This is a genomic window from Nocardia sp. NPDC051911, from assembly GCF_040681035.1.
GTDB classification, from domain to species: Bacteria; Actinomycetota; Actinomycetes; order Mycobacteriales; family Mycobacteriaceae; genus Nocardia; species Nocardia sichangensis.
Map to the genome: position 1 here is coordinate 83,065 of NZ_JBFAXY010000032.1, position 14,586 is coordinate 97,650.

1 protein-coding gene is annotated in these 14,586 nt (G+C 71.4%); it reads left to right on the plus strand.

Annotation, left to right across the window (positions count from 1 at the left end; genetic code table 11):
* Nucleotide 1 precedes the first annotated feature (1 nt).
* A partial coding sequence (locus tag AB0L97_RS30770) for an SDR family NAD(P)-dependent oxidoreductase (protein WP_364436326.1) occupies nt 2-14,586 on the plus strand: 14,585 nt, incomplete at its 3' end.

The following is a 14,586-nucleotide window of genomic DNA, read 5'->3' on the forward strand; positions in this document are numbered from 1 at the left end:
GATGCCGGGCGCTTCCGACCTGGAGAAGTTCTGGCGGTTGCTGCGCGAGGGCCGCGATGCCGTCGGGCAGGCGCCCGCCGACCGGCCCGGTCTCGAGGAGACCGCGGGATTCCTCGACTCGGCCACCGAATTCGACGCCGGATTCTTCGGCGTCCCACCGAACGAGGCGAACGCCATCGACCCCCAGCAGTTGCTCGGGCTCGAGCTCAGCTGGGAGGCGTGGGAGGACGCCGGTCTCGGGGACGCGACGGGGGCGCGGGCCGGCGTGTTCCTCGGCTGCACCGGCACCGATTTCGCCGAAATCGTTGCCGCGCAGGGCAGCACCGGCGTCGGTCGGCATTCGCTGTGGGCCGTCGGACGAGGGGTCACCGCCAACCGGATCTCGAACTACTACGGGTTCACCGGGCCGAGCATGGTCGTCGACAGCGGGCAGTCCTCGTCCCTGGTCGCGGTACACCTGGCCTGCGAATCGATCCGCGGCGGCGAATGCGAGGTGGCCGTGGCAGGCGGGCTGAATCTCATCCTGTCTCCGTTGAGCGGCGAACGGTACGAGCAGTTCGGCGCGCATTCGGCGTCGGGGAAATGCCACACCTTCGACGACCGGGCCGACGGTACCGTCCGCGGCGAAGGCGGCGGCATGATCGTGCTCGAGCCGGTGGAGCGTGCGATCGCCGCGGGACACCGGATCTACGCCGTGATCCGTGGCAGTGCCGTCAACAACGGCAACGAGCGGCAGGTATTGAGCGCCCCGAGCGGCGCTGCCCAGGCCGCCGTCATCCGGGCCGCGCTGACGGCGGCCCGGGTCGACGGCGCATCGGTGCAGTACGTGGAATTGCACGGCACCGGCACGCCCGCGGGCGACCCGGTGGAGGCGGCGGCGCTGGGCGAAATCTACGGCGCGGGCCGCCCGGCGGGCCGGCAGCTGGCCGTGGGTTCGGTCAAGACCAACATCGGGCATCTGGAAGGCGCCGCGGGAATCGCGGGATTGATCAAGACCGCACTGTGCCTGCGGTACGGACAGCTCGCGCCCAGCCTGAACTTCCGAAACCCCAATCCCCGTATCCCGCTGGACGAGTTGGGCCTGCGGGTGCAGACCAGCACGCAGCCGTGGACGGGCGACGCGCGTCGCCGGGCCGGTGTCTCGTCGTTCGGGATGGGGGGAACGAACGCGCACGTGATTCTCGAGGAGGCGCCCGCGACGGCTGCCGTCGAGGTGACCGGCGAGACCCGGCCCGCGGTGTGGCTGCTGTCGGCCCGGAACCGGGAAGCCTTGCGGGAGCAAGCTGTTCGTCTGCGGGAGTGGCTGGCGGAGCACCCGCGAGCCGGTAGCGCCGAGGTGGCGTACTCGCTCGCCCACACCCGGACGCCGATGGAGTGGCGGGCAGCGGTGGTGGGGTCCGGCGCCGATCGGATGCGTGCCGGGCTCGCCGCCTTGGCCGACCCGGCACCCGACCTGGTCGCCGCTGATCCCACGGTGGTGTCCGGCCGGGCCGCGGCGCGCCGGGTGGTGTTCGTGTTCCCTGGCCAGGGCAGCCAGTGGGTGGGAATGGGCGCCGGACTGCTGGCGTCGGACGAGGTCTTCGCGGCGTCGATCGCGGAATGCGAGGCGGCGCTGGCGCCGTTCGTGGACTGGTCGCTGACCGACGTGCTGCGGGGGACGCGGGGAGCCGCCTCGCTGGATCGCGTGGACGTGGTGCAGCCGGTCCTGTTCGCGATGCTGGTATCGCTGGCAAGGCGGTGGCAGGCGGCCGGTGTGCGGCCGTCCGCGGTGGTGGGGCATTCGCAGGGCGAGATCGCGGCCGCGGTGGTGGCCGGTGGACTGTCGCTCGCGGACGGGGCGCGCGTGGTGGCCCTGCGATCGCGCGCGGTCGCGGAACTGCTCGCGGGCTCGGGCGGTATGGCGTCGGTCGGCTTGCCGGGTGACGCGGTCGCCGACCGGCTGGCGGCCTTCGGCGGCCGATTGTCGGTCGCGGCGGTGAACGCGCCCGGCCAGACCGTGGTGTCCGGGGCGGCCGACGCGATCGAGCGGTTCCTGGCCGAGTGCGCGGCGGAAGGGATCTGGGCGAAACGTATTCCGGTGGACTACGCGTCGCATTCGGCGGCGGTGGAACGTATTCGCGACCGCGTGCTGGCCGACTTGGCGCCGATCCAGCCGAAAGCCGGTGCGATTCCGTTCTTCTCGACGGTGACGGCCGAGTTCGTGGACACCTCCGGCCTGGACGCGGCGTACTGGTATCGCGGATTGCGCGAGCAGGTGCGCTTCGCCGAGGCGATCGAGGCGTTGCTGCGCGCGGAGATGACGGCATTCGTGGAGACGAGTCCGCATCCGGTGGTCGCCTCGGCGATCGAACTGGTGGCCGAGGCGTTGGGCGCGGCCGACCGAGTGGCGGTGTGCGGCACGCTCCGGCGTGGTCACGGGGGCCCGGAGGAGTTCGCCACGGCGTCGGCCCGGGTCTACTGCGCGGGTGTCGACGCGGTGGCGGCGGAATTGGCTCCGCCGGCCGCGCGAGTCGACCTGCCGGTCTACGCGTTCCAGCGCCGCCGGTGCTGGACGCCGGAGGTCGGCGCGGGCGCGGCGGATCTGCGCCGTGCCGGGCTGGTCGCGCCGGATCATCCGATACTGGGCGCCGCGGTGCCGGTGGCGGAGCGCGACGAATGGCTGTTCACCGGGCTTCTGTCCCCCGACACCCAGCACTGGCTGGCGGATCACCTCGTCTTCGGGGCTCCCGCGGTGCCCGCGGCGGTCTGGCTCGATGTCGCGTGGAGCGTGGGCGCTCGGGTGGAGGCCGCGCGGGTCGAGGAACTGCGGATCGAGGCGTCGCTGCCCGCGAACACGCCGTGGACGATCCAGGTGCGCGTCGCGGCAGCCGACGGGAGTGGTCGGCGGACGTTCACCATCCACGCCCGGCCCGCCACCGGTGCCGCCGCGGAATGGTCTCGGTGCGCGCAGGGAGTGCTGGCCGGAGACCGAGACGAGATCCCCGCTCGGCCGGACGTCGAGTGGCCGCCCGCCGGAGCCGAACCGGTGGCCGCCGAGGAACTCTACGACCGGCTGGCAGGCCGCGGGCTCGGCTACGGTGTGGCATTCCAGGGCGTCACGGCGTCCTGGCTGCGCGGTCGCGACGCGTTCGCCGAGGTTTCGCTCGACGAGTCGGTCGGCGATCGAGGCCGGTTCGGCATCCATCCCGCGCTGCTCGATGCCATGGCGCACGCCGCGACGGATCTGCTCGCCCACGACACACCCGACCGGACGCCGATGCCTCTGTCGTTCACCGGCGCTCAGCTGTATCGCTCCGGCATCGCCGCCGCCCAGGTGCGGATCGAGCGGGTCGATGCGGACACCGTGCGGGTGACGGCCGTCTCCGAGGACGGCGAGCCGGTTCTGGTGATCGGCTCGCTTCGGCTGCGCATGGTCGATCGGGTGATGGACGACTCCCCGGCGGCGGTACCCGTGTCCGCGCCGACGCGCCGCAGGCGCGCCGCGGTAGAGGGTCCGCTCGCGCCGCGGCTGTTCGCCGTCCCCGAGCCGGAGCGCGACGCGCTCGTGCTGAACGTCGTCGCCGAACAGGCCGCCGCGGTACTCGGCTACGAGTCTCCCGAGGCCGTGCCCGCCGATCTGCCGTTCACCGCCTTCGGATTCGACTCGCTGAGCGGCGTCCAGTTGCGCGACCGGCTGGCCGCGGCCACCGGGCTGACGCTGCCCGCGACGCTGATGTTCGACCACCCCACGCCCACCGCGGTGGCGCGGCTGGTGCGCGCTCGGCTCGAAGGGACCGATCCCGCCGCGCCGCGTACCGTGCGCCGCGCCCGATCCGACGAGCCGATCGCCATCGTCGGGATCGGCTGCCGCTTCCCGGGCGGTGTCGGATCGGCCGAGGACCTGTGGCGTCTGGTCGCCTCCGAAACCGACGCGATCACGCCGTTTCCCGAAGACCGGGGATGGGACCTGGAGCGGCTGTTCCATCCCGATCCGGACGAGCCGGGCACGGTCTACATCCGCGAAGGCGGATTCCTCTCCGGCGCGGCGGAATTCGACGCCGGGTTCTTCGGCATCGGGCCGCGGGAGGCGGCGGCGATGGATCCGCAGCAGCGGCTGATGCTGGAAGTCGCCTGGGAGGCGTTGGAAGACGCGGGCCTGGACCCCGCCGCGCTCCGCGGTACGGATGCCGGTGTGTACGTCGGCGCCTGCGCCTCCGGCTACGCCGACGGCGTGACCGGGGAGTACGAGGGTTTCCGGCTGACCGGGACGTCGCACAGCGTCATCTCCGGCCGCGTGGCCTACGCCTTCGGCCTGGAAGGTCCCGCGGTCACGATCGACACCGCGTGTTCCTCGTCGCTGGTCTCACTGCACTTGGCTTGTCAGGCGCTGCGCCAGGGCGAGACCTCCCTGGCGCTGGCCGGTGGGGTGAGCATCTCGGCGAGTCCGGCGCTGTTCGTCGACTTCGCGCGTCAGCGGGGGTTGGCGACGGACGCGCGGTGCAAGCCATTCTCCGCCGCGGCCGACGGCGTGACCTGGTCCGAGGGCGTCGGCGTGCTGGTCGTCGAACGCCTCGCCGACGCCCGTCGCCTCGGGCACCGGGTCCTGGCGGTCGTGCGCGGTAGCGCGATCAACCAGGACGGTGCGAGCAATGGCCTGACCGCGCCGAACGGTCCGTCGCAGGAGCGGGTGATCGCGGCGGCGCTGGCCGACGCGGGGTTGCGGCCCGCCGATGTCGACGCGGTGGAGGCGCACGGAACCGGTACCGCGCTGGGCGATCCGATCGAAGCGCAGGCGCTCATCGCCGCCTACGGCGCCGAGCGAGCGGAACCGCTGCGCATCGGCTCGGTGAAATCGAATATCGGTCACGCCGTCGCGGCCGCCGGTGTCGGTGGCGTGATCAAGATGGTGCAGGCGTTGCGGCACGAGACGCTGCCGAAGACAGTGCATCTCGATGCGCCGAGCCCGCACGTGGACTGGTCGGCGGGTTCGGTGCGGCTGCTGAGCGAGCCGGAGCCCTGGCCTGCGGGCGACCGGCCGCGTCGTGCCGGGGTGTCGTCGTTCGGTATGAGCGGGACGAACGCGCACCTGATTTTGGAAGAAGCTCCGTCGCAGGCGATTTCGGCAGAGACGCCTACCGCCGCAGATGATCCGGGTGATGGTGATCGCGGTGTCCGGACGTGGACGGTGTCCGCGCGCACCCCGGAAGCATTGCGTGCGCAAGCGATTCGGCTCACCGAATGGCTCACCGCGCAACACGACGTGAACGTGGCGGATGTGGCGCACACACTGCTGCGGCACCGCGCGCGGCTGGAGTTTCGCGCCGCGGTGGTCGGGCGCGAACTCGGGGATCTGCGGTCCGGGCTCGCGAGTCTGGCCGAAGCCTCCGACAGCGATTCCGTGGTCACCGGCCGTGCCACGGCGCGGCGGGTGGCGTTCGTGTTCCCGGGTCAGGGCAGCCAATGGCCCGCGATGGGCGCCGAACTGCTCGCCACGCATCGAGTTTTCGCGGAGTCGATCGCGGACTGCGAGGCGGCGCTGGCGCCGTTCGTGGACTGGTCGCTGACCTCCGTCCTGCGTGGGGAGCCGGGCGCGGCATCGTTGGACCGGGTGGATGTGGTGCAGCCCGCGCTTTTCGCGGTGCTGGTGTCGCTGGCGCGAGTGTGGCGGGCGAGCGGTGTGGAGCCCGCCGCGGTGGTGGGGCATTCGCAGGGTGAGATCGCGGCGGCTGTGGTGGCGGGCGGGCTTTCGCTCGCCGACGGCGCGCGTGTGGTCGCCGTCCGGTCCCGGATCGTCGCGGAGGAACTGGCGGGCGCCGGTGGCATGGTGTCGGTCGGGCTGGCGGCAGAGGCGGTCGCGGACCGCTTGGCCGGGGTCGGGGACCGGTTGTCGGTGGCGGCGGTGAACGGGCCGGGGCAGACCGTGGTGTCGGGGGAGATCTCCGCCGTGGACGAATTCCTCGCGGCCTGCGCGGCCGACGGTGTGTGGGCGAAACGGATTCCGGTGGACTACGCGTCGCATTCGGTCGCGGTGGAAGCCATCCGCGAACGAGTCCTGACGGAGCTGGCTCCGGTCGCGCCGGTATCCGGTTCGGTGCCGTTCTTCTCGACCGTGTCCGCGGACTATGTCGACACCGCGACGCTGGACGCCGCCTACTGGTATCGCGGCCTGCGCGAGCCCGTCCGGTTCGCCGAGTCGGTCGCAACGCTGCAGCGAGCGGGTGTGAACGCCTTCATCGAGGTCAGCCCGCACCCGGTTTTGACCGTAGGGATCGAGCTGGCGGCGGATGCCATCGGCATGTCCGGCCGCGTGGCCGTGCTGGGCACCCTGAGACGCGAACTCGGCGGGCCGGAACAACTCTCGCTCGCGCTGGCGCGCGCCCACTGTGCCGGTATCGACCTGGCCGCACGGGCATTGGCGCCCGTCGCCACCCGGGTGGACTTGCCGCGGTACGCGTTCGAGCACAAGCGGCACTGGCTGGCGCCTGGCGGTGTGCCGGATATTCGGCAGTCGGGTCTGGACGAGGCGGCGCATCCGTTGCTGGCGGCGATGGTCCGGCTGCCGGACAGCGACGAGGCGGTGTTCACCGGCCGGCTGTCGCGTTCGGCGTATCCGTGGCTGTCCGATCACGCTGTCGCGGGTGTGGCGTTGCTCCCCGGAACCGCCTTCGTGGAGCTCGTCCTGCACGTCGGCGCGGTGGTCGAGTGCACGCGGGTGTCGGAACTGGTGCTCGAGGCGCCCTTGGTGGTGCCGTCGTCGGGGACCGTCGAGCTACGGGCGGTGGCCGCCGCACCGGACGAGTCGGGCAGGCGCAGGGTGTCGGTGTACTCCCGGTCGGACGAGGCCGCATCCCGTGTCGGGCACGATGCGGCCGACCGGAGCTCGGGCACGCCGTGGGTCCGGCACGCCGTCGCCACGATCACCGCCGAAGCGGATGCGGCCGAGGCGTCGGTCGTGGCCGTCCGCCCACCGGCCGCTGTGGCCGCGATCGATATCTCCGCTGTCTACCCGGAGTTGGCCGAGCGTGGCTACGAATACGGTCCGGTGTTCCAGGGACTGACCGCCCTGTGGCGCGGTGACGGCGAAGTCTTCGCCGAAGTGACACTGCCGGAGCCCGGCCGCGCCGGTGCCGCCGAATTCGGCGTACATCCGGCATTGCTGGACGCGGCGCTGCACGCGGTCCTGCTCGGCGGGCTCGTCTCCGACGTGCCGGATGGGACGGTCGCGGTGCCGTTCTCCTGGGAGAACGTCAGGCTGTACGCGACGGGAGCGACCACGCTGCGGGTCCACGCGTCCCTGTCCGGCTCCCCGTCCGCCGGACCGCGGATCGCGGTGACCCTCACCGATACCTCGGACCTGACGGTGGCCGAGGTGGGCGCGTTGACCATGCGCCCGATCCCGGTCGAGGCGCTCGGACGGTCCCGGCCGCGCAGCGAGGGACTCGGCTACCGGGTGGAGTGGGTCGCGTCGTCCGCGCCGGAAGTCGCGGCCGCCGGGGTCTGGAGCGAAGCCGAAGACGGCGACACCGTGCGCGTCGAGGGACGGGTGGCGACGGTGATCCGGCTCGACGAGGCCGCGGGCGGCACTGTGCCGGAATCGGTACGGGATGTAGTGACCGCGGTGACCACGCGGGTGCAGCGGTTGCTGGAGCGGGAGACGCCTATCGTCGTGGTGACCCGCCAGGCCGTGGCGGTGCATCCCGGTGAATCGGTGGATCTGTCCGCGGGAGCGGCGTGGGGATTGCTGCGGACCGTCCAGAGCGAGCATCCGGATCGGATCCTGCTCGTCGACGTCGACGACTGGGCCGAATATCGGGAGAGCGTCGCGCTCGCGATGACCACGAGCACCGAACCCCAATCCGCCGTCCGCCGTGGTGTCGCGCACGTTCCGCGCTTGCACCGGGCAGCGGGCGACGTCGGGAACGCGAGCGTGGCGACGCGGGCTTCGGCGTGGGCGCTGACCCACTACGGCAAAGGTGCCCTGACCGGCGACAACCTGACGCTGACCGAGACGCCGGACGCGTCGCGGCCGCTCGGCCCCGGCGAGGTCCGGGTGGCGCTGCGAGCGGTCGGTCTCAATTTCCGCGACGCCTTGATCGCCTTGGGCATGTACCCCGATCCGGACGCTGTGCTGGGTGTGGAGGGCGCCGGTGTGGTGGTCGAGGTCGGTTCCGAAGTGCCGAATCTCGTGCCGGGCGAGGGTGTTTTCGGGTTCTTGACCGGTGTGGGGTCGGTCGTGGTGGCGGACTGCCGGTTGTTGGTGCGTATGCCTGCGGGGTGGTCGTTCGCGGAGGCGGCGGCGGTACCTGCGGTGTTCGCGACAGCGTTCTACGGGTTGGTGGACGTGGCGGAAGTTCACGCTGGGGAGCGGGTGTTGGTGCATGCGGCGACGGGTGGGGTGGGGTTGGCCGCGGTGCAGTTGGGGCGGTGGTTGGGTGCGCGGTTGGTGGTGACGGCGAGTCGTCCGAAGTGGGGTGTGTTGCGGGGGTTGGGTTTTGGTGAGGAGGAGATCGGTGATTCGCGGTCGCTCGATTTCGAGGGGAAGTTCCGTGCGGGGCTGGGTGGTGTGGATGTGGTGTTGGATTCGTTGGCGGGTGAGTTCGTGGATGCGGGGTTGCGGTTGTTGGGGCCGGGTGGCCGGTTCGTGGAGATGGGGTTGCTGGATCGGCGTGATCCCGAGCAGGTAGCCGCCGACCACCCCGGGGTGCGGTACGACAGTTTCGTCCTGCTGGAGGTGGCGCCGGAACGGCTGCGGGAGATCCTGACAACGGTTGTGCAGCTGTTCGAGGCCGGGATCTTGACGCCGTCCCCGCTCACCGCATGGGATCTGCGGCAGGCGCCGGAGGCGTTGCGGTTGATGAGTCAGGCTCGGCATATCGGCAAGAACGTGCTGACGGTGCCCGCGCCGTTGCGGCCTGAGGGGACGGTGTTGATCACCGGTGGTACCGGTGGGTTGGGTGCGTTGGCTGCTCGGCATCTGGTCACCGAGTACGGGGTGCGCAGGCTGGTGCTGGCGAGCCGACGCGGCCCGGAAACGCCCGGTGCGGCCGAACTCCGCGACGAACTCGAGGCTCTGGGTGCGCACGTGGAGGTCGTCGCCTGTGACGCGGCGGACCGGGACGCACTCGAGACGACGCTCGCGGCGATCCCGTCCGAGCATCCCCTGACCGGCGTCGTCCACGCCGCGGGTGTGCTGGCCGACGGACTGTTCACCGGCTTGACGGCGGAGCGGGTCGCGGAGGTGTTGCGGCCGAAGGTGGATGCGGCGTGGAATCTGCACGAGGCGACGCGGCATCTGGATTTGTCGATGTTCGTGTTGTATTCGTCGGTCGCGGGTGTGATCGGTAATGCGGGGCAGGCGAATTACGCGGCGGCGAATGTGTTCCTGGATGCGCTGGCACAACACCGGCGGGTGAACGGCCTGCCCGCGACGTCGATCGCGTGGGGGTTGTGGAGTCGTAGCACCGGTATGACGGGCGCGTTGGGTGATGCTGATATCGCCCGTTTGCGGCGGGAGGGTTTCCCGCCGTTGGGCGAGCGCGAGGGGATGGCCCTGTTCGACGCGGCACTCGCGGGCGGCGCGTCGTCGTTCGTGGCTGTCCGCGTCGACCGTGACGCACTGGCGGCAACCAAAGCTCGCGCCCTGACAAGCGATTTGGTGCGACCCTCCCGCCGCAGGATCGCCGATGCGGTGGCGCAGCGACCGGAACTGGCCACGCGGCTGGCGGGTCGCTCGGCTGCCGAACAGGACCGCATCGTCCTCGATCTCATCCGCGCCCAGGCGGCGGCGGTGCTGGGACATACGAGCGCCGAGTCGATCCCGGCGGACAAACCGTTCCGCGACATCGGCTTCGACTCACTCGGTGTCATGGAATTCCGCAACAGGCTGTCCGAAGCCATCGGTCTGCAACTGCCGTCGACGCTGGTCTTCGACCATCCGACCGCCACAGCTATGGCGAAGCTGGTGCGCTCTCTGGCGGCGCCGACCGCCGCCGAGCAACCCGCCGAACAGGCGCCACGCCGGGACCGCGCGGTCGACGAACCGATCGCCATCGTGGGCATGAGCTGCCGCTTCCCCGGCGGGGTCACCTCACCGGAGAGTCTCTGGGACCTGCTGGTCGCCGGCGTGGACGCCAGCGGAGACTTCCCCACCGACCGCGGCTGGGATCTCGAGCGACTGTTCGACGCCGACCCGGACAAACCGGGTACCTCCTACACCCGCCGCGGCGGATTCCTCGCGGACGCCGGTGATTTCGACGCCGGTTTCTTCGGCATCGGTCCCAGGGAGGCGTCCGCCATGGACCCCCAGCAGCGCTTGCTGCTGGAAGCGACCTGGGAGGCGCTCGAGAATGCCGGTGTCGACCCGGTCGCGTTGCGTGGCAGCGATACCGGCGTCTTCGCCGGAGCGTGCTCATCCGGCTACGGCGACCGGGTCACCGGAGAACTGGAGGGCTACCGCCTCACCGGCACCACGCACAGCGTGATCTCCGGCCGGGTGGCCTACGTCTTCGGTTTCGAAGGCCCGGCCGTCACCGTGGACACCGCGTGCTCCTCGTCGCTGGTCGCCCTGCATCAGGCCACCCGCGCCCTGCGCGACGGAGAGACCTCGCTGGCACTGGCCAGCGGTGTGACCGTCGCGGCCGATCCGTATCTCTACGTCGACTTCGCCCGCCAGCGCGGCCTGGCGCCCGATGGACGCTGCAAATCGTTCTCCGCCGACGCCGACGGCGTCGGATTCGCCGAGGGCGTGGGGGTGCTCGTGCTCGAACGGCTGTCCGATGCCCAGCGCCTCGGGCACACCGTGCTCGCTCTCGTGCGCGGTAGCGCGATCAACCAGGACGGTGCGAGCAATGGCCTGACCGCGCCGAACGGTCCGTCGCAGGAGCGGGTGATCGCGGCGGCGCTGGCCGACGCGGGGTTGACGCACGCGGATGTCGACGCGGTGGAGGCGCACGGAACCGGGACGACGTTGGGCGATCCGATCGAGGCCCGGGCCCTGATCAATGCCTACGGGCGCGACCGCGCCGGTCGCCCGCTGCTCATCGGGTCGGTGAAATCCAATCTCGGCCACACCATCGCCGCCGCGGGCGTCGGTGGCGTGATCAAGATGGTGCAGGCGCTGCGGCACGAAACCCTGCCGAAGACACTGCACGCGGACGAGCCGAGCCCGCATGTGGACTGGTCGGCGGGCGCCGTGCGACTGCTGACCGAGGCAGAGGCGTGGCCCATCGGGGGCCGGGTCCGCCGGGCGGGCGTGTCGTCCTTCGGCGTCAGCGGCACCAACGCGCACGTCATTCTGGAAGAGGCGCCCGCGGCGGGGCTGTCACCGATCGTGCCCGCTCCCGGGCCACGCATCGAGACGGTCGTGCCCTGGCTGGTGTCGGCCGAATCCGAGTCGGGCCTGCGGTCGCAGGCCGAGCGGCTACGGCAGTGGTCGATCCGCCACCCCGACGCCACACCATGGGACACCGCCCACGCGCTGCTCACCACCCGTGCGCAACTGCCGTGGCGCGGCGCTGTCGTCGGACGCGACCGGGACGAACTGCTGGCCGGGCTGGCCGAATTGGCCGCAGGCAGCCCGGGTGCGATCGCCGCGAAGACGAATGGGGCGGGCCGGACGGCGTTCCTGTTCACCGGGCAGGGCGCTCAACGCGCCGGGATGGGCGCCGGTCTGTACGCGGCGTTCGGCGTGTTCGCCACGGCCTTCGACGAGATCTGCGCCCATATCGATCCGCTGCTCGGCCGGTCGCTGCGGGAGCTGGTCTTCGACCCGGACGGCGCCGGTCTGCTGGAGCGGACCGAGTTCACCCAGCCCGCCCTGTTCGCGTTCGAGGTGGCGCTGTTCCGGCTGCTGGAATCGTTCGGCGTCGTTCCGGACGTGCTCATCGGACATTCGATCGGCGAACTGACCGCCGCGTATCTCGCCGGGGTGTGGTCACTGCCGGACGCGTGCGCGCTGGTGGTGGCGCGTGGGCGGTTGATGGGCGCATTGCCCGGCGGCGGCGCGATGCTGGCCGCGGCGATCCCCGAAGAACAGGCGGTGGATCTGCTCGAGGAGTTCGCCGGTGAGGTTTCGCTGGCCGCGGTGAACGGTCCGGGAGCGGTGGTGTTCTCCGGCGCGGCCGCCGCGATCGACGCGATCGCTGACCGGCTGGCCACGGCGAACGCGCGGACTTCACGGCTGCGGGTGAGCCATGCGTTCCATTCGGCGGCGATGGAACCGATGCTGGACGAATTCCGCCGGGTGGCCCGAGGCTTGACCTACCATCGGCCGTCCCTGCCGATCGTGTCGAATGTGTCGGGCGCCCTGATCGATGCCGAACCGACCGACCCGGACTACTGGGTCGCCCAGGTGCGCGGGTGCGTCCGGTTCGCACCGGGGATCGCCACCCTGATCGACGACGGCGTCCGGCGGTTCGTCGAGGTCGGCCCGGATGCCGTGCTGGCCGCCATGGTTCGGCAGTGTCTGGCCGAAAAGCCCGACGCGGAAGCGGAATCGATCGTGGTCGCGGCCGCTCGGCGCTCGACCGACGAGCCGGACCAGCTCGTGACCGCGCTGGCGCAGGCCACCGCCGGAGGAGTGCCGGTGGACTGGACGCCGCTGTTCGCGGGCCGCGCGGTCGAGCGGGTAGCACTGCCGACCTACGCGTTCGAGCATCGGCGGTACTGGTTGCCACCGGTCCGGGTGGCGGATGTCTCGCGCTCGGGACTGGACGACGCGGGTCATCCACTGCTGGGCGCTCTGGTGCGGTTGCCGGATTCGCCGGATGTCGTGTTCACCGGGCGATTGTCCGGAGCGGATCATCCGTGGCTGGCCGATCACGCGGTCGGCGGGGCTGTCGTGTTCCCCGGCGCCGCCTTCGTCGAACTCGTCTTGCACGTGGGCGCGGCAGTGGACTGTCCCGCGGTGTCGGAGCTGGTGATCGAGGCGCCCTTGCCGGTGCCCGCGGCGGGTGCCGTCGAATTGCGGGTGGTCGCCGGTGGGCCGGATGAATCCGGTGCACGGGCGGTCACGGTGTATTCGCGGTCGCGGGACGGCGAGGAGCCCGGTGCCGACTCTGCCGAGTGGGTACGTCACGTGACCGCGACGGTGGCCGCGCGAGCGGATGGCCCGTCAGCCGCGTCGGTGGCGACGAGTTGGCCACCGGCAGGCTCGACCGCGCGTGAACTCACCGGCGCGTATGCGGATCTGGCCGAGCTCGGCTACGAGTACGGCCCCGCGTTCCGGGGGCTTTCCGCGCTGTGGCGCGGCGACGGTGAGGTCTTCGCCGAGGTCGTGCTGCCCGAGTCCGCTCGATCGCAGATCGGCGGGTACGGAGTGCATCCGGCGCTGCTGGACGCGGCGCTGCACTCCGTCCTGCTCGGTGGGCTGGCCGAATCGGAGGACGGTGCGGTGGCCGTGCCGCACTCGTGGGAGAACGTCAGGTTGTACGCGGCCGGAGCGACCACGGTGCGAGTCCATGCCGCCGTATCCGCCGTAGCGGCGGGAGAAACCCGAATCGCGGTGACGCTCAGCGATGTCTCGGGGCGGCCCGTGGCCGTGATCGGTGCGTTGAGCCTGCGCAGGCTCTCGGCCGATGTGTTCGCGTCGGTGCGCCGCCGCGCCTCCGGCTACGGCATCGACTGGATCGCACTGCCCGCCGTCGAGCCGAGCGTGACCGCGGCCTGGGACGTCGCAGGTGATCTCGAGACCGTGCAGGTCGCGGGCGCGGACGCGACGGTGGTCCGGCTCGAAACCGAGGCCGAGAAGGGTGAGCTGCCCGCGATTGTGCGAGCGGTGGTGACCGCGACGACGAGTCGCGTACGAGAGCTGCTGGAACGAGAGGGTCGGGTCGTGGTGGTGACCCGGCGGGCGGCGCCGGTCCATGCCGGTGAGTCCGTCGACCCGGCCGCGGGAGCGGCGTGGGGAATGCTGCGCACCGCCCAGAGCGAGCACCCGGAGCGGATCCTGCTCGTCGACGTCGACGACTGGGCCGATTACCGGGAGAGCGTCGTCCTGGCGCTGACTCTGAACGCCGAACCGCAACTTGCCGTCCGCGGCGGCATTCCGCACGCACCGCGTCTCCACCGTGCCGGGCGCGCGGAGGACGCCCGCCTGCGTGGCGCGGAGCTATTGGCCGCCGGAACTTCCGACCACCGGGAATGGTCGTTCGCGCCGACCGGGAAAGGCACCCTGACCGCGGACAATTTCGGCCTGCGCGTACTTCGGGACGCCTGGGAGCCACTGGCTCCGGGGCAGGTGCGGGTGCGCACGATGGCGGTGGGCCTGAACTTCCGGGACGTACTCGTCTCGCTCGGCACCTACCCCGATCCGGACGCTGCGCTGGGTGTGGAGGGCGCCGGCGTGGTGGTCGAGGTGGGTTCCGACGTGACGAACCTCGTGCCGGGAGATCGAGTCTTCGGGTTCCTGCCGGGTGTGAGGTCGGTGGTGGCGGTTGATCGCCGATTGGTGGTGCGGATGCCTGCGGGGTGGTCGTTCGCGGAGGCGGCGGCGGTGCCTGCGGTGTTCGCGACGGCGTTCTACGGGTTGGTGGACGTGGCGGAAGTTCACGCTGGGGAGCGGGTGTTGGTGCATGCGGCGACGGGTGGGGTGGGGTTGGCCGCGGTGCA